Origin of the sequence: Agrobacterium larrymoorei (assembly GCF_005145045.1) — a bacterium.
In the GTDB taxonomy this organism is placed as follows: Bacteria; Pseudomonadota; Alphaproteobacteria; order Rhizobiales; family Rhizobiaceae; genus Agrobacterium; species Agrobacterium larrymoorei.
This window is the reverse complement of record NZ_CP039691.1, coordinates 67,004-91,491: the sequence shown is the minus strand read 5'-3', so window position 1 is coordinate 91,491 and position 24,488 is coordinate 67,004. Positions and strand designations below refer to the sequence as shown.

The 24,488-nt window shown below is 57.2% G+C and carries 25 protein-coding genes, 1 tRNA gene and 1 other RNA gene; 18 read left to right on the top strand and 9 right to left on the bottom strand.

The features are described from left to right. Positions 1-140: 140 nt before the first annotated feature. From CFBP5473_RS00460 to CFBP5473_RS00450, 3 genes are all read right to left on the bottom strand, one after another. Positions 141-1,265: a hypothetical protein gene (locus tag CFBP5473_RS00460; protein WP_027674570.1), complete on the bottom strand. Its 1,125-nt coding sequence runs from the start codon at positions 1,263-1,265 to the stop codon at positions 141-143. Next, entirely contained in the window at positions 1,258-1,803 is a 546-nt protein-coding gene (locus tag CFBP5473_RS00455) for an ImmA/IrrE family metallo-endopeptidase (RefSeq protein WP_027674569.1), read from the bottom strand. The genes CFBP5473_RS00460 and CFBP5473_RS00455 overlap by 8 nt, the downstream gene beginning before the upstream one ends. A 194-nt stretch (positions 1,804-1,997) precedes the next feature. Next, positions 1,998-2,087: transfer RNA gene (locus CFBP5473_RS00450), tRNA-Ser, on the bottom strand. Positions 2,088-2,310: 223 nt separating this feature from the next. Between CFBP5473_RS00450 and CFBP5473_RS00445 the strand changes: the two genes are divergently transcribed. From CFBP5473_RS00445 to deoA, 10 genes are all read left to right on the top strand, one after another. After that, the gene (locus tag CFBP5473_RS00445) at positions 2,311-2,628 is read left to right on the top strand and encodes a hypothetical protein (protein ID WP_027674567.1); all 318 of its coding nucleotides are present in this window, start codon (positions 2,311-2,313) and stop codon (positions 2,626-2,628) included. Positions 2,629-2,693: 65 nt separating this feature from the next. Next, positions 2,694-3,344 carry a peptide-methionine (S)-S-oxide reductase MsrA gene (gene msrA / locus CFBP5473_RS00440; protein ID WP_027674566.1) on the top strand — a complete coding sequence of 217 codons (651 nt, stop codon included), beginning with the start codon at positions 2,694-2,696 and terminating at the stop codon, positions 3,342-3,344. Between the two features lie 215 nt (positions 3,345-3,559). Then, positions 3,560-4,552 (top strand): BMP family lipoprotein, encoded by a 993-nt coding sequence (locus CFBP5473_RS00435; protein ID WP_027674565.1) that lies wholly within the window; start codon positions 3,560-3,562, stop codon positions 4,550-4,552. Between the two features lie 82 nt (positions 4,553-4,634). Next, positions 4,635-6,140: an ABC transporter ATP-binding protein gene (locus tag CFBP5473_RS00430; protein ID WP_106389348.1), complete on the top strand. Its 1,506-nt coding sequence runs from the start codon at positions 4,635-4,637 to the stop codon at positions 6,138-6,140. A 12-nt stretch (positions 6,141-6,152) separates the two neighbouring features. Further along, on the top strand, positions 6,153-7,256 hold the full coding sequence (locus tag CFBP5473_RS00425) for an ABC transporter permease (protein ID WP_027674563.1): 1,104 nt from the start codon (positions 6,153-6,155) through the stop codon (positions 7,254-7,256). A 4-nt stretch (positions 7,257-7,260) separates the two neighbouring features. Next, positions 7,261-8,232, top strand: coding sequence for an ABC transporter permease (locus tag CFBP5473_RS00420; RefSeq protein ID WP_027674562.1), 972 nt, complete (start codon positions 7,261-7,263; stop codon positions 8,230-8,232). A 3-nt stretch (positions 8,233-8,235) separates the two neighbouring features. Beyond that, positions 8,236-8,637, top strand: a complete 402-nt coding sequence (locus tag CFBP5473_RS00415) for a cytidine deaminase (RefSeq protein ID WP_027674561.1) — start codon at positions 8,236-8,238, stop codon at positions 8,635-8,637. A gap of 1 nt (position 8,638) precedes the next feature. After that, complete coding sequence (locus CFBP5473_RS00410; protein ID WP_027674560.1) at positions 8,639-9,439, top strand: purine-nucleoside phosphorylase; 801 nt, start codon at positions 8,639-8,641, stop codon at positions 9,437-9,439. Positions 9,440-9,441: 2 nt separating this feature from the next. After that, positions 9,442-10,215, top strand: coding sequence for a deoxyribose-phosphate aldolase (deoC, locus tag CFBP5473_RS00405; RefSeq protein WP_027674559.1), 774 nt, complete (start codon positions 9,442-9,444; stop codon positions 10,213-10,215). A 6-nt stretch (positions 10,216-10,221) separates the two neighbouring features. Continuing rightward, positions 10,222-11,532 (top strand): thymidine phosphorylase, encoded by a 1,311-nt coding sequence (gene deoA, locus CFBP5473_RS00400; protein ID WP_027674558.1) that lies wholly within the window; start codon positions 10,222-10,224, stop codon positions 11,530-11,532. Between the two features lie 576 nt (positions 11,533-12,108). Here the strand turns inward: deoA and cysK are convergent. The 3 genes from cysK to dut all read right to left on the bottom strand — a co-directional run bounded on the left by cysK (position 12,109) and on the right by dut (position 14,370). Beyond that, complete coding sequence (cysK, locus tag CFBP5473_RS00395; protein ID WP_027674557.1) at positions 12,109-13,077, bottom strand: cysteine synthase A; 969 nt, start codon at positions 13,075-13,077, stop codon at positions 12,109-12,111. 141 nt (positions 13,078-13,218) lie between these two features. Then, a complete protein-coding gene (locus CFBP5473_RS00390) occupies positions 13,219-13,836 on the bottom strand; it encodes a LysE family translocator (RefSeq protein WP_027674556.1) in 618 nt (205 codons plus the stop codon). A 63-nt stretch (positions 13,837-13,899) separates the two neighbouring features. Next, entirely contained in the window at positions 13,900-14,370 is a 471-nt protein-coding gene (gene dut / locus CFBP5473_RS00385) for a dUTP diphosphatase (protein ID WP_027674555.1), read from the bottom strand. A gap of 91 nt (positions 14,371-14,461) precedes the next feature. Here dut and CFBP5473_RS00380 point away from each other — a divergent pair, with 91 nt between their 5' ends. The 3 genes from CFBP5473_RS00380 (at position 14,462) to CFBP5473_RS00370 (ending at position 17,777) form a co-directional block, all read left to right on the top strand. Then, the gene (locus CFBP5473_RS00380; protein ID WP_027674554.1) at positions 14,462-16,045 is read left to right on the top strand and encodes a peptide chain release factor 3; all 1,584 of its coding nucleotides are present in this window, start codon (positions 14,462-14,464) and stop codon (positions 16,043-16,045) included. A 170-nt stretch (positions 16,046-16,215) separates the two neighbouring features. After that, on the top strand, positions 16,216-17,421 hold the full coding sequence (gene coaBC, locus CFBP5473_RS00375) for a bifunctional phosphopantothenoylcysteine decarboxylase/phosphopantothenate--cysteine ligase CoaBC (RefSeq protein WP_027674553.1): 1,206 nt from the start codon (positions 16,216-16,218) through the stop codon (positions 17,419-17,421). Continuing rightward, positions 17,418-17,777 carry an MmcQ/YjbR family DNA-binding protein gene (locus tag CFBP5473_RS00370; RefSeq protein WP_027674552.1) on the top strand — a complete coding sequence of 120 codons (360 nt, stop codon included), beginning with the start codon at positions 17,418-17,420 and terminating at the stop codon, positions 17,775-17,777. Before coaBC ends, CFBP5473_RS00370 begins: the two co-directional genes overlap by 4 nt. 107 nt (positions 17,778-17,884) lie before the next feature. Here CFBP5473_RS00370 and nudC read toward each other — a convergent pair whose 3' ends face one another. Continuing rightward, complete coding sequence (gene nudC / locus CFBP5473_RS00365) at positions 17,885-18,853, bottom strand: NAD(+) diphosphatase (RefSeq protein WP_084631530.1); 969 nt, start codon at positions 18,851-18,853, stop codon at positions 17,885-17,887. Next, entirely contained in the window at positions 18,853-19,257 is a 405-nt protein-coding gene (locus tag CFBP5473_RS00360; RefSeq protein ID WP_106389347.1) for an HIT domain-containing protein, read from the bottom strand. Before CFBP5473_RS00360 ends, nudC begins: the two co-directional genes overlap by 1 nt. A 143-nt stretch (positions 19,258-19,400) precedes the next feature. Here CFBP5473_RS00360 and ffs point away from each other — a divergent pair. From ffs to CFBP5473_RS00345, 3 genes are all read left to right on the top strand, one after another. Next, positions 19,401-19,497: signal recognition particle sRNA small type (gene ffs, locus CFBP5473_RS00355), an RNA gene on the top strand. Positions 19,498-19,576: 79 nt separating this feature from the next. Beyond that, positions 19,577-21,445: a DNA polymerase III subunit gamma/tau gene (locus CFBP5473_RS00350; protein WP_027674549.1), complete on the top strand. Its 1,869-nt coding sequence runs from the start codon at positions 19,577-19,579 to the stop codon at positions 21,443-21,445. Positions 21,446-21,517: 72 nt separating this feature from the next. Then, on the top strand, positions 21,518-21,841 hold the full coding sequence (locus CFBP5473_RS00345) for a YbaB/EbfC family nucleoid-associated protein (protein ID WP_027674548.1): 324 nt from the start codon (positions 21,518-21,520) through the stop codon (positions 21,839-21,841). A gap of 20 nt (positions 21,842-21,861) precedes the next feature. Here CFBP5473_RS00345 and CFBP5473_RS00340 read toward each other — a convergent pair whose 3' ends face one another. Beyond that, the gene (locus tag CFBP5473_RS00340; RefSeq protein ID WP_027674547.1) at positions 21,862-22,476 is read right to left on the bottom strand and encodes an MOSC domain-containing protein; all 615 of its coding nucleotides are present in this window, start codon (positions 22,474-22,476) and stop codon (positions 21,862-21,864) included. 57 nt (positions 22,477-22,533) lie between these two features. On the opposite strand from CFBP5473_RS00340, the gene recR reads away from it, so the two are divergent. Beyond that, complete coding sequence (recR, locus tag CFBP5473_RS00335; protein ID WP_027674546.1) at positions 22,534-23,139, top strand: recombination mediator RecR; 606 nt, start codon at positions 22,534-22,536, stop codon at positions 23,137-23,139. Positions 23,140-23,220: 81 nt separating this feature from the next. Continuing rightward, positions 23,221-24,486, top strand: a complete 1,266-nt coding sequence (locus CFBP5473_RS00330) for a lytic murein transglycosylase (protein WP_027674545.1) — start codon at positions 23,221-23,223, stop codon at positions 24,484-24,486. Positions 24,487-24,488: the final 2 nt, after the last annotated feature.

Genomic DNA, 24,488 nt, shown 5'->3' with positions numbered 1-24,488 from the left:
GAGGCTTTCCAAGCTAGAGGAAACATCCTTCCTGCACCAAAATCACCTTAAGTTTTGGTAATCTAATTTTTTATTTAGAATCGCAATCAACAAGCTGTCTCAAATACTGGCGTTAGCGACACCTGTCTTCGGCCATCACGTTATTCCTCTACCGTTTTCCTGTCATTTTTTGCGGGTACGCTCTCTGCTAATCGTAGAAAATCTTTGATCGCAGCTTCAAGATTTACGGCTTTTGTTTGAGGATTCAACGCACTGGACTCATCGGCTTCGCCATTGGCAGAAGAGGCGCTGTCTTCATAAGATTTAGCCGCTCTGATCTTTTCTAAGTCCTCGCGCCATTCCTTTATATAGTCACTATAATGCTCAGGTGGATCAACAGACGCTCCATTCGCCGTTAATCGCAACTCTGGGCGCTCAATTCCATGGTGAACTATGTAGCTTTCCAAGTATGTAAACAATTTAACAAAGTCAGCTTCTCTCGGACGATCCAGTAATTCACTTTCTAAACTTTGAAGATAATCAAAAGCCTCATCGCGACTAGTAATTAGAGAAATAACTGGATATTTCTGGCCCTTTACTACACCTTTAAATTCTTGTGGTTCGTGAAAGACAAACCTTCCGTCAAACTTTGTAGTATCTACATTTCGCTTTGCTTTACATAAAAGATATGCGAGCGCTGGGGAAATAGTAAAAGTATCAATTGTAGAATTACGTGAGATGCGAAAACCGCCGTCAATACCTTTTCCCAAAAAATCATAATTGCTTGGGGTATCGTCGACCTTTGCCTCAAATGCCTCAGTTAAAACTTCATTCTCCCCAATTAATGGATCGTCACCATTCATTGATAAGCGAATACTTCGATTGGGATTAGGAAACGCTGCAATCCAAGCATTTCCCTTCGTGTTCAACTCGTAAGAAGTGTGCACCTCTCGTCCAAAATCTATTAGAGTCTGCGCAAACGCTTTAACATACGCACCTAAGTGAGTAATGCTATTAACTCTATTGACAAATAATATCTCGTCTCCAATCGTTTTCCAGACTTTTGGGTCGACGCTATATTCTTCTACGGGTATTTCGGGAATCGATGAGCAAAGCTGCTTATAATTCCTTTTAAATTGATAAGGAAATTCTCCGTAGAATTTTTGAAAAGCTTTTATCCACTTTAAATTGGTGCTGCCCTCTTTTGATTTGTATGCGGTCGATCCAACTAAATCTACAGATAGAAAGAGGCGAATTCGGTATTCCGGCGGAACTTCGTCATCCATGCGATAAAAGACCAAGCGACTTAGCGCGCGTTTGTACTGCTGCTGCGCTCACGTCAAATTCGTGTTGAGCAGTAACGGCACCGCCATTATTGAAGGAACGAATAAAGGGCTCTTTCGGCATCAAGAACGCTGCAGCAAACCAATTAGCTTCCCATTCTGCCCGCTTCTGAGCTTCGCTATTTTCGTCAACCCAGCGAGTGGCTCTCATGATCGCATCAGCATCCTGCTGCTTAATCTTAGGGAGGTGGAGGAGTAAATGACCTAACTCATGAGCTATTGTAAATCTATCTCTCTGCCTGGAAGTATTTCTAGACAAATATATAGTATAGTCACTCATATCGCGGGCTATGATGGAGCCGCTCTCATAGTCGCCCGTACCGCTTGAGCCAAACAAAAGTTGGCCACCAGTCTTGCTAACGAGTTCTTCTAGGCTATCACCAGGAAAAAAACCTATATGCTTAGCAACATCTTCAGCGAAGATTTCAACCTGATTCTTTGTTGCCCCAACAGCTTCAGGTGCAATATATTTTGTTGACATCCGATGCCTCGCTTTCAGGAGGGCCGAATCACTGCCCGCAAACACTACTCCCTATATAGTAAAAATACAATTCCAATGCAAGTTCCCTATTTGTTCTTTTTTTACTTTCGGTTGTGTTCGTCAGTCCAGTAAAATATAAGCGTGAAGTAGCCGCTTTTTTAAAGTTATCTCGTATTTCCTCGGGAAAAGCCAAATGGCGGACAGGGTGGGATTCGAACCCACGGTACGCTTTCACGCACACACGCGTTCCAGGCGTGCGCCTTAAACCACTCGGCCACCTGTCCTTTTTGAGCATCTGCATGTTTTGGGAAATGCAAATCACTGGAACGGCGCGATATATACCGATGAATTCGCCGCGATCAACCCGATTCTGACAGTTTTTTTAAATGTGTGCAAAAAGCCTGTTTATGACGTGATTGCAAAGCGCTTCTGCGGACAGTATCCAAGAGGCATGAAAGCCGAATATCGGTTTGTGATTTGCCTGTCGAAAAACCGGGGAGACCTGCCATGAAAGCGTTGTTCCGGTTCGTAAGCTTCCTGCTCCTGGCTGGTGCGGTGGCAATCGGCGTTTTTGATTCCATCCGCTCCGTTTCCACATCCTCCGTCGATCTCATGAGCTTTAGCCAGGGCTGGGCGCAACTTTCTCCTTCATCGCTTGCCATGGCAGAAAGCATGACGGCACACTATATTCATCCGGAAGCGTGGCGCTGGATCGAAGACGGCCTGTCTGCAATTCCCGCCTTTGCAGTTCTTCTCGGGCTTTCCCTGCTGTTCTGGATGGCAGGATACAGGAAGCCAAGGCCCTTGGGTCGTTTTGCGGCCTGACGAGACGGCAGCAACCACGCAATGCACATCGGAACGCGGCGTCTGACTGCCGCAGGGAGACTGCAATGTTTGGATTCGATACAATTTCAAAGAAAACCGTGATGCCTACCGCCGACACCGCGATCCCCGGTCGCGATCAGGCGCTTGCGGTGCCCGAACATCATTTCGTCAACGGGAACCCCCTGAAGGGCCCGTATCCGGAAGGTCTGGAGACGGTCTATCTTGGCATGGGCTGCTTTTGGGGGGCAGAGAGGCTTTTCTGGAAGACGCCAGGCGTGTGGGTTACGGCTGTCGGCTATTCCGGCGGTATCACCCGCAACCCCACCTATCAGGAAACGACGACGGGGCTGACGGGCCATGCCGAGGTGGTGAAAGTCGTTTACGATCCGTCACAGGTTACGCTGGCTTCCCTGTTGAAGATATTTTTCGAAGAGCATGACCCCACGCAGGGCATGCGTCAGGGCAATGATGTCGGCACGACCTATCGCTCCGTCATCTACACGACGAGTGACGAGCAACTGGCCGAGGCAAAAGCGGCGCGCGACACGTTCCAGCAGGCACTGGAAGCCGCCGGTCACCGCCCGAAGATCACCACCGAGATCGAGCCGCTCGATATCTTCTATTATGCCGAAGACTATCACCAGCAATATCTGGCCAAAAATCCCGGCGGTTATTGCGGCCTGCGCGGCACCGGCGTCAGCTGCAACATCGGCTAGTTTTTCAACATTATGCCCGGTGGAAAGGATTAAAAAAGCATCAGAAACAGCTTTTTCCACCGGGTAAAAAAAACGGATGAATTTTTCTCGCAGCCGTGCAAAGGTAATCCTTACGCACAGCCGAAAACGGCTGGCTTTTCCGCAGAACATGCCCGATTAAACGGGCTTGCGGGAGGACCCTTTATAAAACCAAACTGCAACAACAGGGCTGCACAATGAAAAAATCCCTTCTGACGCTTTTCGCGCTGGCCGCGATGTCGGCTTCCGCTTTGGCTGCGGATATCAAGCCTGCACTGGTCTACGGAACAGGCGGCAAGTTCGACAAGTCGTTCAATGAAGCTGCTGCGACGGGCGCTGAAAAGTTCAAGGCCGAGACCGGCATCGAATATCGCGATTTCGAGCCGACCAGCGACACGCAGGGTGAACAGGCGATCCGCAACTTCGCAAGCCGCGGCTTCAACCCGGTTGTTGCAGTGTCCTTCGCATGGACATCGGCCATGGAAAAGGTTGCCGCCGAATTCCCGGACACCAAGTTCGTGATCGTGGACTCCGTCGTTGAACTGCCGAACGTGCGTTCGGTCGTCTACAAGGAAGAAGAAGGTTCCTACCTCGTTGGCCTTCTGGCAGGCATGGCTTCCAAGACCGGCAAGGTCGGCTTCATCGGCGGCATGGACATTCCGCTGATCCGCAAGTTCGCCTGTGGCTACGCGCAGGGCGCAAAGGCTGCAAACGCAAAGATCGAAGTCTTCCAAAACATGACCGGCACGACCGGCGCGGCCTGGAACGACCCTGTTCGCGGCGGTGAACTGACCAAGAACCAGATCGACCAGGGCGTTGACGTGATTTACGCTGCGGCAGGTGCTACCGGTATCGGCGTTCTGCAGACGGCTGCCGACAACAAGAAGTTCTCGATCGGCGTCGATTCCAACCAGAACCACCTGCATCCGGGCTCCGTTCTGACCTCGATGGTCAAGCGCGTCGACCTCGCCGTCTACAACGCCTACAAGGATGCCAAGGACGACAAGTTCACCGGCGGCGTTACGGCACTTGGCGTGAAGGAAGACGGCGTTGCATACGCTCTCGACGACAACAACAAGGCGCTGATCACGCCGGAAATGACGGCTGCGGTCGATAAGGCGAAGGCCGACATCATCTCCGGCGCAGTCAAGGTTCACGACTATATGTCGGACAATTCCTGCCCAAAGTGATCTAACCATTTGAACAAGGGCGCATCGCGGCTTCGCGTTGCGCCCTTTTCATTTCTGTCTTCGGAGACGTCTGGTTTTGACCATGGAACCTGCAATCGAGCTTGTAGGCATCGATAAGAAATTCGGTGCGGTACACGCCAACAAGAATATCAATCTCACCGTTGCCAAGGGTTCGATCCACGGCATCATCGGGGAAAACGGGGCGGGGAAATCGACCTTGATGTCGATTCTCTATGGCTTTTATCACGCCGATTCCGGCGAAATCCGCGTCAACGGCAAGCCGGTGTCCATCAAGGACAGTCAGGCGGCCATCGATGCGGGCATCGGCATGGTGCATCAGCACTTCATGCTGGTCGAGAATTTTTCCGTTCTGGAAAACGTGATGCTGGGTGCCGAAGGTGGCGCGCTGTTGTCGAAAGGCACGGCTGCGACCCGCAAGGAACTGAAGCGTCTGGAGGACGAATACGGTCTCGAGGTGAACCCCGATGCCATCATCGAGGATCTGCCGGTTGGCCTGCAGCAGCGTGTTGAGATCCTGAAAGCCATGTATCGCGGCGCAGAAATACTGATCCTCGACGAGCCAACCGGCGTTCTGACGCCAGCCGAAGCCGATCACCTGTTCAAGATTCTAAGTGTGCTGCGTGATCAGGGCAAGACGGTCATCCTCATCACCCACAAGTTGCGCGAAATCATGGCGATCACCGACGAGGTGTCCGTCATGCGCCGCGGCGAGATGGTGGCGACGCGCAAGACATCGGAAACGACAGTCGAAGAACTGGCCGAATTGATGGTCGGTCGCCGCGTGCTTCTGCGCGTGGAAAAGGGTGAGGCAAAGCCCGGCGAAATTCTGTTCTCCGTGCGCAATCTCACCGTCAAGGACAGCCGTGGCGTGACCATGGTCGATGATGTTTCCTTCGATGTACGCGCTGGCGAAATCGTCGGTATCGCCGGTGTTGCAGGTAACGGTCAGTCCGAATTGCTGGAAGCCCTTGCCGGCATTCGCAAACCGCATTCGGGTGAAATTCTGATCGGCGGCAAGCCGGTGGATAAGGTCGATCCTGCTATTCTGCGCCAGCTCGGCCTCGCCCATATCCCAGAAGACCGGCATCATATGGGTCTGGTTCTGAAGTTCGAGGAATATGAGAACTCGATCCTCGGCTATCATCGTGACGAGCGATACGGCAAAGGTCCGTTCCTAAACCCCGAAGCGATCCGCAAGGATGCTGAGGAGAAGATCGAGAAATACGATATTCGCCCACCGAATGCGCGGCTGAAGACGGCCAATTTTTCGGGCGGCAACCAGCAGAAGATCGTCGTCGCGCGTGAAATCGAGCGTGACCCAAGCATGTTGATCATCGGCCAGCCGACACGCGGTGTCGATATCGGTGCCATCGAGTTCATTCATCGTCGCATCATCGAAATGCGCGATGCTGGCAAGGCGATATTGCTGGTATCGGTTGAACTGGACGAGATTCGCTCGCTATCGGACCGTATTCTGGTCATGTTTGCGGGCCGGGTCGTTGGAGAAAAAACGGCGGAAGCCGAAGAACAGACGCTGGGCCTGATGATGGCCGGCATTGCCGCATAAGGCCGGATATTCATGAGTACAGCTTCCGTACCCCTACCCAGTTGGATGACTTACGGCCTTCTGCCGTTGCTCAACATCCTTACTGCCTTTTTCATCTCCGGCCTCGTGGTCTGGTCGATTGGCGAAGACCCTTTTGCAGCCCTTCGATTGTTGATCGAAGGCGCGCTGGGACGCGGTGACGCCATTGGCTTCACCCTGTTCTATACGACCAGCTTCATTTTCACCGGCCTTTCCGTCGCGGTTGCGTTTCATGCCGGGCTGTTCAACATCGGCTCCGAAGGTCAGGCCTATATTGGCGGTCTCGGTGCCGCCATCGTTGCATTGGCGCTCGATCATTATGTGCCATGGTATGTAACCATGCCATTCGCCGTCATCGGCGCTGCCCTTTTCGGTGCGGCCTGGGCCTTCATTCCCGGCTGGTTGCAGGCAAAGCGCGGCAGCCACGTCGTTATCACCACCATCATGTTCAACTTCATCGCTGCGGCGCTGATGGTTTATCTGCTGGTCAACGTCTTCATCGTTCCCGGCAAGATGGCGCCTGAAACGCGCACCTTCCTCGCTGGCGGACAGTTGCCGAAGCTCGACTGGTTGATGGCGATGTTCGGCCTCAAGCTCGGCCCCGCACCGTTCAACGTGTCTTTCATCATCGCGCTCGTCATGGCGTTTCTGGTGTGGGTGCTGATTTGGCGCACCAAGCTGGGTTATGAAATGCGCACTCTCGGCATCAGCCCTTCTGCTGCCGTCTATGCTGGCATTCCCTATTCGCGCACCGTAATCATCGCCATGCTCATTTCCGGTGGTCTCGCTGGCATGATGGCGCTGAACCCTGTCATGGGCGCATCCGCTCGTTTGCAGGTGGAATTCGTCGGCGGCGCGGGCTTTGTCGGTATCGCCGTTTCGCTGATGGGCAGAAGCCACCCGCTCGGCATCGTCTTTGCAGCTTTGCTGTTCGGCATTCTCTATCAGGGCGGCGCGGACCTTTCGTTTGAAATGCCCAATATCACCCGCGAGATGATCGTCGTCATTCAGGGTCTGGTGATCCTGTTCGCCGGTGCTCTTGAATATATGTATCGTCCCGCGCTCGTGCGCATCTACCAGAATTTCGTGAAGAGGTAAGGCTATGGAAACCTTCGATATGCTGGTCAGCATTCTCGGTTCGACCGTTCGCCTGACCATTCCGCTTCTGTTCACCGCACTCGCAGGCCTGTTTTCCGAACGCGCTGGCGTGTTCGATATCGGCCTCGAAGGCAAGATGCTGGCAGCAGCCTTCGCATCCGCCTGCGTTGCCTATTTGACGTCAGACCCATGGGCCGGTCTCGCGGCTGGCATCGGCGTTTCGATCTTTTTCTCGCTGGTGCACGGTTTTGCCGTCATCACCAACCGCGGCAACCAGATCGTTTCCGGTGTGGCGCTCAACTTCGTCGCAGCCGGTCTGACGGTCGTTCTCGGTCAGGCATGGTTCGGCCAGGGTGGCCGCACGCCGCAGATCGCGGGCGAGGGCCGCTTCACGCCCGTCATCCTGCCTGGCGTGGATATGATGCGCGACGTGCCGTTCATAGGCCCGCTCTATGCCAACGTCATTTCCGGCAACAATATTCTTACCTATCTCGCGTTTCTGGCGGTGCCGATCTCATGGTGGGTGCTGTACCGCACTCGCTTCGGTCTTCGCCTGCGGGCTGTGGGTGAAAACCCGGGCGCTGTCGATACGGCTGGCATTTCCGTCACATGGATGCGCTTCCGCGCCGTCATGGTCGCCGGTTTCCTCTGCGGTTTTGCAGGCACTTATCTGGCGGTGGCGCAATCGGCTGCCTTCATTCAGAATATGTCGGCGGGTAAGGGTTACATTGCGCTGGCCGCATTGATCTTCGCCAAGTGGAAGCCAGTGCCGGTTATGTTTGCCTGCCTTTTGTTCGGTTTCTTGGATGCGATGGGAAACTTTTTGCAAGGCAAGGCGATTCCAGGCATCGGAGAGGTACCAGTCCAGACATTTCAGGTGATGCCCTACGTTCTCACGTGTCTCCTGCTGGCCGGTTTCATCGGCGTTGCCAAGCCGCCGAAGGCCGGTGGCGTTGCCTATACGAAGGAGCGCTAAACCATGTCGAACGACACCGCATCTCACGCGCTCTTCGAAGCCGCCCGCGAGGCCATGGGTTTTGCCCATGCGCCTTACTCCAAGTTTCCGGTGGGTGCTGCCATCCGCGCGGAAGACGGCAAGGTCTATAAGGGCGCCAATATCGAGAACCTGTCCTTCCCACAGGGCTGGTGCGCGGAGCCTTCCGCCATCAGCGCAATGGTGATGGGCGGGGCAAAGCAGATCAAGGAGATCGCCGTTATCGCGGAAAAGCTGGCGCTCTGCCCGCCCTGCGGCGGCTGCCGCCAGAAGATTGCCGAGTTCGCCACGCCTGAAACCAAGGTCTATCTCTGCGATGAGACCGGCGTCCAGAAGGTGATGACCATGGACGAGCTTCTGCCCTTCAGCTTCAAGACCGAGTTGTAAGATGGATCACGCGATCATCGACGTGCTGGTCGACAGACTGAACGGCCTCGTGCCGCGCACGGCCATCGTGCTGGGTTCCGGCCTTGGTTCGCTGGTGGATGAGGTCGCGGATGCGATCCGCATTCCCTATGCGGATATTCCGGGTTTCCCGGAAAGTGCAGTATCGGGCCATGCGGGCGAACTGGTTGCCGGTTACCTCGGCGGCCAGCCGGTCATCATGCTGTCAGGTCGTGTGCATTATTACGAAAGAGGCGATGCGGGCGCCATGCGCCCGGCTATCGAAGCACTGGCAGGCATTGGCGTTCAGTCGCTGATCCTTACCAATTCCGCAGGCTCCGTGCGACAGGATCTGCCGCCGGGTTCCGTGATGCAGATTACCGACCACATCAATTACTCCGGCATGAACCCGCTGATCGGCGAAGAGAGCGACCGCCGTTTCGTCGGCATGACCAGCGCTTATGACGCCGATCTGGCGCTCGCCATGCGCAATGCCGCCATCCGCGCGACAGTGCCTCTGTTTCCCGGCGTTTACATGTGGTTTTCCGGCCCGAGCTTCGAAACACCGGCGGAAATCCGCATGGCCCGCACGCTGGGTGCAGATGCTGTCGGCATGTCCACCGTGCCGGAAGTCATCCTCGCGCGCTTTTTCGGGATGCGCGTTGCCGCCGCTTCAGTTATTACGAATTACGGCGCCGGAATGACCGGCGCGGAACTCAGCCATGAAGAAACCAAGGACATGGCTCCCATTGGCGGCAAACGTCTCGCCGCGATTTTAACGGAAATGATTTCAGGAGGAAATTGAGCATGGAACTTCAGCGCCCGCGCGAAGCTGCCGCTCTCGCTTTGTCCTTGCTGGACCTGACCAATCTCAAGGATGACTGCACGCCTGAGCAGATTGCAGCTCTATGCCAGCGTGCCCGCACGCAATATGGCAACACGGCTGCCATCTGCATCTGGCCGCGTTTCGTGGCACAGGCGCGTGCAGCCTTTGGCAATGATCACGCGATCCGCATCGCAACTGTCGTCAATTTCCCGTCCGGCGATCTCGATGTCGAAACCGTTGTTGGGGAAACCGAACGCGCGGTTCGCGATGGCGCGGATGAGATAGACCTCGTCATCCCCTACCGGAAATTCATCGCAGGCGATGAAAATGCGGTGTCTGAAATGGTCGCGGCTGTTCGCAAGGCCTGCCCCGAACCGGTGCTTCTCAAGGTCATTCTGGAAACGGGAGAGCTGAAGGACAAGGCGCTGATCCGCCGGGGATCGGAAATCGCAATTGCCGAGGGTGCGGATTTCATCAAGACCTCCACCGGCAAGGTCTCGACAAACGCTACGCTCGAAGCAGCCGACATCATGTTGCAGGCCATCCGCGACAGCAGGAAGAAAGTCGGCTTCAAGCCAGCCGGTGGCATTGGCACCGTCGAAGATGCGACGCTCTATCTGCGGCTTGCGGAAACCATCATGCAGCCTAACTGGGCCATGCCTTCCACCTTCCGTTTCGGCGCGTCCAGCCTTCTGGACGACGTGTTGAACGTGCTGGGTGGCGGCGAGCCTGCCAAGGCTTCCAGCGGATACTGATCGACCATGATCCCGCAGGAAATCATCCGTCGCAAACGCGATGGCGAAACGTTGGGGGCCGATGATATCGCAGCCTTTATCGCCGCGCTTTCCAACGGCTCGATTTCCGAAGGACAGGCAGCAGCGTTTGCCATGGCCACCTTCTTCCGGGGCATGACGCGGGATGAAACTGTGGCGCTGACGCTTGCCATGCGCGATAGCGGCGATGTTCTCTCTTGGTCGGATATCGGCAAGCCGATTTCCGACAAGCATTCGACAGGCGGCGTCGGAGACAATGTCTCGCTGATGCTTGCCCCAATCGTGGCTGCCTGCGGCTTGGCTGTGCCGATGATTTCGGGTCGAGGCCTCGGCCATACGGGCGGCACGCTGGATAAGCTGGAAGCCATTCCCGATTACAATGTCATGCCGGATGAAGCGCTGTTTCGTCGCACGGTCAAAGAGGTCGGCTGCGCCATCATCGGCCAGACGGGCGATCTGGCCCCTGCCGACAAGCGGCTTTATGCCATTCGTGACGTAACGGCGACAGTGGACTCCGTGCCACTGATTACTGCTTCGATCCTCTCGAAAAAGCTGGCGGCGGGCCTCGAAACGCTGGCGCTGGACGTGAAGTTCGGCAGCGGCGCCTTCATGTTGACGTCTGACGAAGCGGAACTGCTGGCAGCAGCGCTGGTTCAGGTTGCCAATGGCGCAGGCGTGAAAACGTCAGCGCTGATCACCGACATGAACGAGCCTTTGGCGGATGCTGCGGGGAACGCACTCGAAATCGTCCATTGTCTGGATTTCCTGAACGGTAAAAAGAGCGGCACGCGCATCGAAACGCTCGTCCTCGCTTTCGCAGCGGAAATGCTGGTTCAGGGCGGGGTTGCGGCTGAGCTTCCCGACGCGGAAGCCACGGCACGCGATGCGCTTTCCTCGGGTCAGGCTTTGGAGCGCTTCGGGCAGATGGTGGCAGCGCTCGGCGGCCCCCATGATTTCATCGCCCGGCCTCAGAATTATCTGAAAGTCGCGCCACACATCCTGCCAGTTCCCGCTCCCGCAAGCGGGTGGCTTGCGTCGTGCCAGACGCGTGATCTGGGCATGGCCGTGGTGGAACTCGGCGGCGGCCGACGTCATCCAAGCGACCAAATCGATCATCGCGTCGGTATCTCGAACATCGTGCCGCTGGGTACGAAGGTGGATGAGGGCCAGCCGATTGCCATGGTGCATGCCGCGAGCCGAGAGGATGCGCAGCGCGTCGTTGCTTCCGTTCAACGGGCGTATGGCGTTTCGCCGACGGAGACGCAGGTCGGGCCGGTTGTTTTCAAGCGCTTGGGATAGGCAGCTTCCTCAATTAATCTTTATGGACTTGGTATAGGGTATTGATTGCATTTCGTTTTTGTAATCTGTCCGAACTCGGACTCGCCCGTGCAACGCTGGCTATGAATGTGGCAACGGCAATCCCCACTTCCGTCATCCCGGACTTGATCCGGGATCCAGTCAGACCAAGTCCTTGGTCTGAAAGACTTTTTCGACGCGCAGACGCGCGTCTGCTGGACCCCGGCTCAAGGCCGGGGTGACGGGTGGGGGAGCTGTTCTCGCCCCGAACTACCCACCCAGTTAAACCGGACAGAAGTGGGCTTGACCCGAGGATCCACAACCGTTTGATTTCGTTGGCGGCGATGGATCCTCGGTTCAAGGCCGAGGATGACGGTGGTGGGTTTGTCGATGGTGTCATACACATACCCCACGCCATTCTTCGCTTGCGTCCGAAGTCCTGCGAGTTAGCAGAATGCATGGAGTTTATGTCCTGCATCATGTCTGAGTAGTTACATCGGACATTAGTGGACGCGATCCGGATGAAACTTCTCGTGCATTTTGGACGGCGCAGACGAATGTTCGCGCTCGTCCGAAATACTACAGCCCCAAACCCTCGAACAGCGCCGTTGAAAGATACCGTTCAGCAAATGACGGGATGATCACCACGATTGTCTTGCCGGCGCTTTCTTCACGCGCGCCGACCTTGATGGCGGCAGCGAGGGCGGCGCCTGAGGAGATGCCGACCGGGACGCCTTCCAGCCGTGCAGCCAGGCGTGCGGTTTCGAACGCTTCGTCGTTGGTCGTCGTGACGATTTCGTCATAGATTTTGGTGTCGAGAATGGCGGGCGCAAAGCCAGCGCCGATGCCCTGAATCTTATGTGGGCCGGGATTGCCCCCTGAGAGAACCGGACTGTCGGCAGGCTCTACGGCCACGACCTTGAGATCGGGCTTGCGGCCCTTCAACACCTGTCCAACGCCAGTGATCGTTCCGCCCGTGCCGATGCCCGAAACGAAAATATCGACTGCGCCATTCGTGTCGTTCCAGATTTCCTCTGCCGTCGTCTTGCGATGGATTTCCGGGTTGGCGGGATTTTCGAACTGCTGCGGAATGATGGCATCGGGCAGCGTCTCGGCCAGTTCATGCGCCTTGGCAATCGCGCCTTTCATGCCCTTCGGGCCTTCCGTCAGCACAAGTTCAGCGCCCAGCAAAGCCAGCATCTTGCGACGTTCCACCGACATTGTTTCCGGCATGGTGAGGATGAGCTTATAGCCCTTGGCCGCGGCTGCGAAAGCAAGCGCAATGCCCGTATTGCCCGATGTCGGTTCGACAAGCGTCGTCTTTCCCGGCGCGATCTTGCCCTGCGCTTCGAGAGACTCGATCATCGCGACGCCGATGCGGTCCTTTACCGAGGCAATCGGGTTGAAGAATTCCAGCTTGGCCAGAAGTGTCGCCTTCACACCCTTTTCCGCCGCCAGCTTGTCGAGGCGCACCAACGGCGTATCGCCAATCGTGTCGGTGATGGAGGAATAGATGCGTCCGCGTCCGGGTTTTCTGGCTTCAGACATGCTGTGTTCTCCTGCTAATGCCCGCAAAACTTTGGCGCAGGATAGGGCGATGCACGTCGAGAAGCCAGAGAACGAATATGCTTATATTGAGCAGTTCTTAGGACGGATTGCTCAATATAAAGCAGTATCGAGGGATTATTTTCAGTTCGTGCGGGTGGCGATCATTGCTGCCGTTCCAGCGAGAATTCCTGCAGCGGTGCGGTTGAGGATTGTCAGAGCGCTTGGTCGCTTGAGCAGCGTGCGGGCCTTTGAAGCCAACAAAATATAGGGCAGCAGCACCGCCATCAGCACAGCGAATGTGACGCCAAGCAGAAGCATGTATTCGGATGTTCCGATCATGCGGATATCGATCAATGTGGGAACCAGCGCGACATAGAATAGCATCGTCTTGGGGTTTCCGAGCGTGATGAACAGGCCGGAAAGGAAGGACATTCCGATGCTCGTACTTTTCTTCGCCTGCAAATCCTGCGGCAGAAGTCCAGCTGTCCAGAGCTTCCAGGCGATGTAGAGCAGATAGGCAGCGCCCGCGAACTTCAGCACCATGAAGGCTTCCTGAAAAGTCTGCGCCACGAAGGCAAGGCCGAGGATCACGGCCGTCAGATAGGCCATATCGCCAAGCACCAGACCAAGACCCATGAAGAAGGTTTCTCGGAAACCGGAACCCAGCGCTCGTGCAACGATGGCCGTCATGCCCGGGCCGGGAATGGCGGCGGCGATGAACAATGCAGTCGCATAGGCGAGAATGGTCGTAATCGTCATGAAGATGCCCCCGGCGTGTTTCCCTTGGCATACTCCAAAACAGCATGCGTCACAACGTTGTGATCACACGCCCGTCGAGCCGAAACCGCCTGTTCCGCGCGCCGTTTCGGAAAACTCTTCCGCTTCCGTAATCGTCACCTGCGTCACGGGCGCAATCACCATCTGGGCGATGCGCATGCCGCGTTCGATGATGAAATCGGTGTCTCCGAGATTGGCGAGAATGACCTTCACCTCACCGCGATAATCGCTATCCACCGTGCCGGGTGAGTTGAGACAGGTGATACCGTTTTTGATGGCGAGACCCGAGCGTGGCCGGATTTGTGCCTCGTAGCCGAAGGGTACCTCGAAGATGAAACCGGTCGGCACCAGAGCGCGCGCGCCGGGCTTCAGCACCATCGGCTCATCTGGCGAGACGGCGGCACGCAGGTCCATGCCCGCGGCACCTGCGGTTTCATAGGAAGGCAGCTCGATGCCCTCCCCATGCGGAAGGCGGATGAGTTTCAGGACGGGGGAAAGGGTGTTTTGCGTGTTCATGCGGCATTAGTTTGCCCTTGCATCGCCAAGGTCAATTGCAAATGCGGGCTCAAAACGCTAGATAGCCCGCAATTCCACAGGATTTCAGAGAATGGCCGAAACACTTGCCGAGGCGGTCTCCCGCCGCCGCACCTTTGCTATTATCGCGCACCCGGACGCGGGTAAGACGACGCTGACCGAAAAGCTGCTGCTGTTCGGCGGAGCGATCCAGCTGGCCGGTGAAGTGAAGGCCAAGAAGGACCGCATCCAGACCCGTTCGGACTGGATGAAGATCGAGCGCGAGCGCGGCATCTCGGTCGTGACCTCGGTCATGACCTTCGAATATAATGATCGCGTTTTCAACATTCTCGATACGCCCGGCCACGAAGACTTTGCTGACGACACCTACCGCACGCTGACGGCGGTGGATGCAGCGATCATGGTCATCGACGCCGCCAAGGGTATCGAGCCGCGAACGCTGAAGCTGTTCGAAGTCTGCCGCATGCGCGATATTCCGATCATCACCTTCATCAACAAGATGGACCGCGAAAGCCGCGACGCTTTCGAAATTCTGGATGAGGTGGAAGAGAAGCTTGCGCTCGATACCGCGCCGATAACCTGGCCGGTCGGTCGTTCCAAGACATTCTGCGGTGCCTATAATCTGGCGGAAAACACGTTTCGCGGCAACGATACGCAGGTTGACGGTCTGCCCGTCAATGGACCACAGGCCGTTGCAGACCGCTTGCCGGAAAACGAGCGCGATGCCTTTATCGAAGAAACGGAACTGGCAATGGAAGCCTGCCGTCCGTTCGATCGTCAGGCATTTCTCGAAGGCCATATGACGCCGGTCTTCTTCGGATCGGCCTTAAGAAACTTCGGTGTGCGCGATCTCATCAACGCGCTGGGCGATTTCGCACCGCCGCCGCGCGATCAGGTGGCAGACATCCGCACCGTGCATGCGGCTGAAGAAAAGATGACGGCGTTCGTCTTCAAGATTCAGGCCAATATGGACCCGAACCACCGCGACCGTATTGCTTTCGCTCGCATCTGCTCCGGCAAGCTGGAGCGTGGGATGAAGGCGCGGCTGGCACGCACCGGCAAGCAGATGGGCCTCACCGCCCCGCAATTCTTCTTCGCTTCGCAGCGCCAGCTGGCGGATACTGCCTATGCGGGTGACGTAGTGGGCATTCCCAACCACGGAACGCTCCGCATTGGCGATACGCTGACCGAAGGCGAGAACCTCGTCTTCCAGGGCGTGCCGAACTTCTCGCCAGAAATTCTGCGCCGCGTGCGTCTGGAAGATGCGATGAAGGCGAAGAAGCTGAAGGAAGCCCTTCAGCAGATGGCTGAGGAAGGCGTCGTACAGCTTTTTTCGCCGGAAGATGGCTCTCCAGCCATCGTCGGCGTCGTCGGCGCGCTGCAGTTGGACGTGTTGAAGGAACGCCTGATGGGCGAATATGGCCTGCCGGTTTCCTTCGAAATGTCGCGCTTCTCGGTCTGCCGCTGGATTTCTTCGGACCAGTCCGCCGAGTTCGAAAAGTTCCTGAACGTCAAGCGCGGCGATATCGCGCGCGATCTGGACGGTGATCCCGTGTTTCTGGCGCAGGATGCGTTTTCGCTGCGCTATGAGGCGGAGCGTTTCCCCGCCATCAAGATGGTTGCCATCAAGGAATATCACGTCGCCAAGGCGGCGTGATAAACCGCGCTACGCCGAGGCGATTGCACTTTGTATGCCAGGGGCTTGCAGTAGCGAAAGCAAAGTCGCTGCTGCAATATTTCTGATGCGCGCATCTTTTCCGAAAACCGCTTCACACTTTTCGGGATGCGCTATAGTTTCCCAGCCAAACGGAAAACTGGTCCAGCATCATGGCTCTTTCAGGCAAGCATATTCTTCTCATCATTTCCGGCGGCATCGCGGCCTATAAGAGCCTCGATCTCATCCGCCGCCTGAAAGAACGTGGCGCAAAGGTGACGCCGGTAATGACGAAGGGCGCGCAGGAATTCGTCACGCCGCTGGCAGTCGGTGCGCTCTCTGCAACCCACGTCTTCACGGAGCTTTTCTCCCGGCAGGACGAGCAGGATGTAGGCCACATTCGGCTGGCGCGCGATTGCGATCTGGTTCTGGTGGCACCCGCCACGGCGGACCTGATGGCCAAGATGGCACATGGTCTGGCCGATGACCTTGCCTCTACCGTTTTGCTGGCCACTGATCGCAAGGTGCTGTTGGCGCCCACCATGAACCCGAAAATGTGGGAGGCGCAGGCTACAAAGCGCAATATTGCCACCCTGAAACAGGACGGCATTTCCTTTGTCGGTCCCATGGCAGGTGAAATGGCGGAGAAAGGTGAGGCTGGCGTCGGACGCATGGCCGAGCCGTTGCAGATCGTGGCCACTGTGGAAGACTTGCTGGATAATTCCGCCAAACCCCTGGCCGGTAAGACCGCAATCGTTACCTCCGGCCCCACGCATGAGCCCATAGATCCCGTGCGATATATCGCCAACCGTTCATCCGGCAGACAAGGCCACGCCATTGCCGCTGCGCTGGCAAAACTCGGCGCAGACGTAACCCTCGTTTCCGGTCCAGTCACGACCCCTGATCCCGCAGGAGTGAGAACCATCCATGTGGAGCGCGCCGAAGAGATGCGCGATGCCGTCGTTTCAAAGCTACCTGCCGATATCGCTGTTTTCGTCGCTGCGGTCGCAGACTGGCGGGTGGCGGCATCTGCCGATCAGAAGATCAAGAAGCAACCGGGCGATGCGCCGCCCGCACTGCAACTGACCGAGAACCCGGACATCCTGAAAACCGTCGGCCATCACGAGAACCGCCCGAAGCTCGTCGTCGGTTTCGCCGCCGAAACGCAGAATATTGAAGAGAATGGACGCGCCAAGCTGGAGCGCAAGGGAGCAGATTTTATCATCGCCAACGATGTATCCGCCGAAACCGGCATCATGGGCGGCGCGAACAATCAGGTGAGGGTCATCTCGAAATCAGGCATTGACGCCTGGCCGAAAATGACAAAAGCCGAGGTCGCGGAGCGTCTGGCCGCCTTGATCGCGGAGACGCTGGCATGAGCATTTTCGAACGCAAGACTTTCGATGCCACGCTCGGTACCTGGCCCGGTGTTACCTTCGTGGACCAATGGGATTCCCACGTCGCAAAGGTTGGCGACAAGGTCTTCGCCGTTCTGGGTGAGCGTGACAATTGGCGACTTGTCGTCAAATGTTCCGAGGAAAGTTTCGAGATACTCACCTCACTGGAAGGCATTGCGCAGGCTCCCTATTTCGCCAAACGGAAATGGGTGTCGATTGCCGATCATTCTCCGCTTGAGGGTGAAGAGCTCGAGCATTATGTGCGTCGTTCGTATGAGCTCGTGGCTGCGGGACTGACGAAGAAACTGCGGACTGAACTTGGTATCGTGCTTGAGTGATGGAGAGCGTACTGCGCTAACCTCAGCAAGGCATAATGCAAGACAAGAGCGCAGCTCGTCGAAGGTTAGCACGGGAGCGTGTCGAAGAACGCGATGGTGCTGACGGTTTACCTCACCCCATCCCACTCGATCCAGTCCCGCATCAGCCGATGCGCAATCGCGCCGCGTGGGGGAGGGGATTTGCCGTTGGCGGCGCTCGCATTCAACATCTCCACCACCTCGTCACGCGTGAACCAGCGGCAATCCTCAAGCTCTGCCTCGTCACGCGTAATATCGAAGGAGAGTGCTTCCGAATAGCAGCCGATCATCAGCGTATGTGGCATAGGCCATGGCTGTGATGCGTGATAACGGACGCGACCGATCTCGATGCTGGACTCTTCCCGCGTTTCGCGGCGCACAGCATTCTCGATCGTCTCGCCCGGCTCCACGAACCCCGCAAGGCAGGAATACATGCCCGGCGCGAAATGGGCTCCACGGCCCAAAAGGCAGAGTTCGCGCTCCAGATCGATGGTCAGCATAATGACGACGGGGTCGGTGCGCGGAAAGATGGTGTGGCCGCAGCTGGCGCAGATGCGCTTGTAGCCGCCGATGCGAAGTTCCATGTGACCGCCGCAGCGACCGCAGAACCTGTTGTCGGCATTCCAGTTGACGAGGCTGACGGCCTGCGCGACTTCGCCGAGCAGTTCCTCGCCAATCAGCTGGTCGCGGTAGAGCGAGCGTGCATCCACCGGCTTGTAGTGACTGGCAAGCGCATCTTCCGCCACACCCACCGGCACGGCCACGCGGGGCTCGCCGTTTTCCTTGTGGCCGAGCAGGATCGCCCGTTCGAAATCCGGATCGAGCTCAGCCAGTTCATAGGCGGAGAAGAGCGGGTCTAGCACCTGATCGTCGTGCTTCAGAACAAGCTTGTTGCCCGCAAAGGCAAGCAGATGCGTACCTTCGACCTTCAAGGCATCGACAACGCAGTTTTCATCACGTTTCTCCGCCAGACGGTTGAGACCGTTCTGAGCGAATGCTGTGAGAGTCGAGGGTTCGGGATGTGGCGAGTTGGTTTCGAAAATGCTTTTTGAGATCATCAGAGCGCGCCAGCCAGTTTCTTCATGAATGTCTGTTTCTCGTCTTCGGCGTAAGGTATAGCGGTGCCCTGTCCCCAGATCGGCCCCGGCCAGCAAGGATCGCCTTCGTTGCGTGCGATAATATGGACGTGTAGCTGGCGAACGATATTGCCAAGTGCGCCGACATTGATCTTGGTCGCGCCGGTGATGTCCTTCAGGGCTGCCGCAACCAGATTGGTTTCGAATGTCAGCACCGCCTGATCGAGAGGCGTCAGGTCGAACAATTCGCTGACATCGTTGCGCTGCGGGACGAGCACAAGCCAGGGCCAGCGGCTGTCGTTCTGAATGCGCAGCTGGCAGAGACCAAGAGTGGTGATCAGCGCGCTATCGCGAGCCAGTCTGTCGTCCAGCCGGAATGTGTCCAAGGTGTCCTCCAAAGCATGTGGCGTGGAAATGTCAGCGTTTTCGCTCCTGCCACAGGCGCAATTATAAACTGTTTTCACAGCGATAGCAGTTTTTTGAAGGCTTGGCTTGCATTTGCTTTTAATATTGCCGATATGTGGCCCCGGGAGGTTGGTGGTGGACGAGCCACTCGCCAACCGGGTCAGGTCCGGAAGGAAGCAGCCCTAACGAGCCAGGCACGGGTCGCCGTGCCAGCCTCCCACCTTTTCTTTTTTAGACGCGCTCTGCTTCGCCGGGCCAGTTCAGCCTGAAAGCGGGCCCAACTTCAAAACTGGCGAGGCGATGAGCGACACCGGAACCAACATGCCCCAGACGAATGAGCAGGGTACCGGTTACCGGGTCTTGGCACGCAAATATCGCCCCAAGGATTTCTCCGATCTGATGGTCGGGCAGGAGCCGATGGTTCGCACGCTGACCAACGCGTTCGAAACCGGTCGTATTGCCCAGGCCTATATGCTGACCGGCGTTCGCGGCGTGGGCAAGACGACGACGGCGCGCATTCTGGCGCGCGCGCTGAACTACAAGACGCCCGAGATCGACAAGCCGACCATCGACCTGCGCGTTCCCGGCGAACATTGCCAGGCCATCATGGAAGGCCGCCATGTCGATGTTATCGAGATGGACGCCGCCTCGCATACGGGTATCGATGACATTCGCGAGATCATCGAGCAGGTGCGTTACCGCCCGGTTTCGGCGCGCTACAAAGTCTACATTATCGATGAAGTGCACATGCTTTCGACGCAGGCTTTCAACGGCCTGTTGAAGACGCTCGAAGAGCCGCCGGAGCATGTGAAGTTCATTTTCGCGACGACCGAAATCCGCAAGGTTCCGATCACGGTTCTCTCGCGCTGCCAGCGCTTCGATCTGCGCCGCATCAGCGCTGCCGATCTGGTTGGTCTGTTCACGGCCATTTCCTCCAAGGAAGGTTTCGAGGCCGATCCACAGGCATTGGCGATGATCGCGCGTGCGGCGGAGGGTTCGGCGCGTGACGGTCTCTCGCTACTGGATCAGGCGATTGCCCATGGCGGCGGTCGCGTAGAGGCGGAAGCGGTGCGCGGCATGCTGGGTCTTGCGGACCGCGCTCGCATCGTCGATCTGTTTCAACATGTCGTCAAAGGCGATGTGGCCGCGGCACTTTCCGAGTTCACCGCGCAATATGAGGCAGGTGCCAACCCTGTCGTCATTCTCAACGATCTGGCGGATTTTACCCACCTCGTCACGCGTATGAAATATGTGCCGGATGCAGCGGAAGACCCGTCGCTTTCGGAAGTGGAGCGTGTGCGCGGTGCCGAATTTGCTGATAGCATTGCCGTCTCCACCCTGTCCCGCATCTGGCAGATGCTGCTGAAGGGAATACCGGAAACGGAAAACGCCTCGCGTCCGGCAGGCGCTGCCGAAATGGTGCTGATCCGCCTGTCGCATGCGGCAAATCTTCCTGCACCTGAAGATGCAGCGCGCCGTCTGGCGGAGCTTTCCAATGGTGAGGGCAGCTCTTCGAACGGCGGTCCGTCAGGCGGTGGCGGAAATGGCGGTGGTGCGCGTGCGTACTCATCCACTCAGGCCGTAGCCTCAGCCCAAGCCTCACCGCAGATGCAATCCTCTCCGCAGCCGACAGCCATGTTGCGCGCCGTGCCGGATAGCCGCCCGCAGGAGATGCAGGTTGCGGCACCCCGGACCGAAGAACGACCGGAACCGAAGGTGCCGGTAAAATCGGTGCAGGATATCGCCGATCTCTGCCAGAAGAACCGCGATCCGGTGATGAGGGCGAAGGTTCGCAATTTCGTTCGTCTGGTGCGGCTGGAGCCGGGTCGTCTCGACATGCGGCTTGGCGAAGGCGCACCGGGAACGCTTCCCGGTGAACTCGGCGTCAAGCTGAAGGAATGGACCGGCATCCACTGGATCGTCAGCCTCAGCAAGGAAGAGGGCGAGCCGACGCTGGTCGAGGCCGAAGGCAATGCGCGAAATGCGCGGCTTGTCGATGCGCGTCAGGACCCGGATGTTGCCGCGATCCTCTCGCAGTTTCCCGGTGCCAAGATTACGGACGTGCGTATTCGCGCGCCATTGGTGGAAGAGGCGGATGAGATCGCACCGCCTTCCGTTGCCGAATCCAGCGAAGGTGACATCCTTCCGGGCGACGATATCGAATTCTAATAAGCGGCGGATCGAAAAGTGTGAAGCGGTTTTCGGACAATCCGCCGCTACAACAAAAGAGGAGTTTCAGCCATGCGTGACATCATGGGCATGATGGGCAAGGTCAAGGAAATGCAGGCCAAGATGGAGAAGGTGCAGGAAGAAATTGCCGCACTGGAAGTCCACGGCACATCCGGTGGCGGCCTCGTCACCGTTACACTCAACGGCAAGGGTGAAATGCGCGGCCTCAAGGTCGATCCATCGCTCTTCAAGGAAGACGACGTCGAAATTCTCGAAGACCTGATCGTTGCAGCTCACAAGGATGCAAAGGAAAAGGGTGAGGCGCAGGCGCAGGAAAAGATGGCGGGCATCACTGCCGGTATTCCTCTGCCGCCCGGCATGAAGCTGCCTTTCTAAGAAGCTGCTTGGAAACGGCGCTAAGTCTCGATCATCGCGCGAAAGCGACTGGCAAGGGGCGTGTCGAGAAACGCGACGCGCTCTTCCTCAGACAGGCGGTTGGGCCGGAAGCGCTGCAGGATGACCGGGATCAGCAGTTTCGTCCCCTCATAGGGAACGAAGGTCACGCTTTCGCCAGCCTCTATCATGCCGGGTTTCAGCACCCGGCAGTAAAAGCCGGGATGACCGGCCTCCCGGAACCGTGGGGTAAAATGCGGATCACCGATACGGGCGTTCAATGTGGCGCAGGGTATGCGCGCTGCGGTGACTTCAAGTGTGACCTGCACCAGTTCCAGCCGGTCGCCGACATGAAGTTCTGCGCTGTCGATGCCCTCGATCACCAGATTTTCACCGAAAAATCCGGGCTCGATCTCACGGCGAAGTTCGCGTGACCAGAAATCCAGATCGGCGGAGCCCATGACATAGATGGCCTGATCCGGCCCGCCGTGGTGCTTGCGGTTACAGACGGCATCTCCCACGATGCCAGCCTCATCCACCATGACCGGGCCTTGCAGGGCATGCTTGAAGATGCCGGTCTTCGATGTCTTGCCGGGGAGTGCTCTGGGCTCGGCCCGGCAAACGGCCTGAATTTTCATGACACGCCTTTCGCGCTTGTGATTCCCGTTCAACGATTAATGCAGTAGAAACGCTTCATGGCAAAACGAGTCACTGGTCCTGAAATCGAAAAATTGATCCAGCTTCTGGCAAAGGTGCCGGGGCTTGGGCCGCGCTCGGCCCGCCGCGCAGCCCTTCACCTCATCAAAAAGAAGGAACAGCTGCTCGGTCCCCTCGGCCACGCCATGGGCGAAGCCTATGACAAGGTAAAGATCTGCTCCTGCTGCGGCAATGTCGATACGATCGATCCCTGCACCGTGTGTTCGGATGAACGTCGTGACCAGTCCGTCATCATCGTTGTCGAAGATGTCTCGGACCTCTGGGCGCTGGAGCGGGCGGGCGCAATGAACACGGCCTATCATGTTTTAGGCGGCACGCTCTCGCCGCTGGATGGTGTGGGGCCGGAGGACTTGAACATCAAGGGCCTGATCGAGCGCGTCACCGCTGGCGGCATCAAGGAACTCATCATCGCCGTCAACGCCACCGTCGAGGGGCAGGCGACGGCGCATTATATTACCGACCGACTGACCGATCTCGGCGTCAAGATCACCCGCCTTGCACATGGCGTCCCAGTGGGCGGCGAACTGGATTATCTGGACGAAGGCACGCTAACGGCGGCACTTCGTGCACGCACGGCGATTTAGAAGTATTTTCAGCAAACGTGTGACGTGGTTTTGCGTTGGGAAAATGCGTAAACACAGAGTCAGATTATCGAAGGAGACCGAATGCGCGCTCACACCATCGGCCTTGCTATAGCCGCCGCCATCTCGCTTTTGTCATCCGGTTCTGCAATGGCGCAATCCATCCCAACCGGCGCTGCTGCAGCAAAATACGATGCGGAATTCAACGCCTGGCTGAGAAAAGAAATCTGGCCGGAAGCGCGCAAGGCGGGTGTTTCGCAGAAAACTCTCGAAGCAGCGCTGACGGGACTGACGATCAACTGGAAACTGCCGGATGTCATCGTTCCCGGCCAGAAGCCGCCGAAGGAGCAGGCGCAGAGCCAGGCGGAGTTTTCCTCTCCCGGCGCCTACTTCTCCGAAACGCGCCTGCAAGGTCTGGCAGCAACGGGCCGTTCTCTGGCCACCACCCACGCCGCGACACTGAAACGCATCGAGGCGACCTATGGCGTGCCCGGCAATATTGTCGTTGCCATATGGGGCCGCGAGTCCGGTTTCGGTCGCGCCAAACTTCCGAATTCCGTCATCGACGTTTTGGCAACCAAGGCCTATGCCTCCACCCGCAAGGATATGTTCCGCGCCGAGTTGATCGATGCGTTGAAGATTGCCGAAAGCGGGGATGTGCCCGCCTCGCGCATGATGGGATCATGGGCAGGCGCGCTCGGCCAGCCGCAATTCATGCCCTCCAGCTATCTGAAATACGCCGTCGATTTCGATGGTGACGGTCATCGTGACATCTGGAATTCCGTACCTGACGCGCTCGCATCCATCGCTAACTATCTATCGAAGCGCGGCTGGCAGCGCGACCGCGACTGGGGCTTCGAGGTTTCCATACCAGACAATGTATCCTGCGCGCAGGAAGGGCCTGATCTGGCAAAGCCGGTTGCGGAATGGGCGAAGATGGGGATCACCCGCATTTCCGGAAAGGGCTTTCCCGCCAATGACTTGAGTGCCGAGGGCATGATGCTCGTCCCGGCTGGACGCCATGGCCCGGAATTCGTCGTGACGCCGAATTTCTACGTCATCAAGGAATACAACAACTCAGACCTCTACGCGCTCTTCATCGGCAACCTCGCAGATCGCATCGCCTATGGTGCGGGTCCCTTCAAGGCCGAGTGGGGCAATGTCGGCTCCATGTTACGATCCGACGTGCTGGCAATGCAGAAGGCTCTGGTCGCCAGGGGTTACGACGTTGGCAAAGCAGATGGTCTGGCCGGTTTCAAGACACGCCGCTCACTGGGCGACTGGCAGGCAAAGAACGGTTTGCAGCCCACCTGCTTCCCGGATGCTTCTCTAAAGGCAAAGCTGAAGTAAAT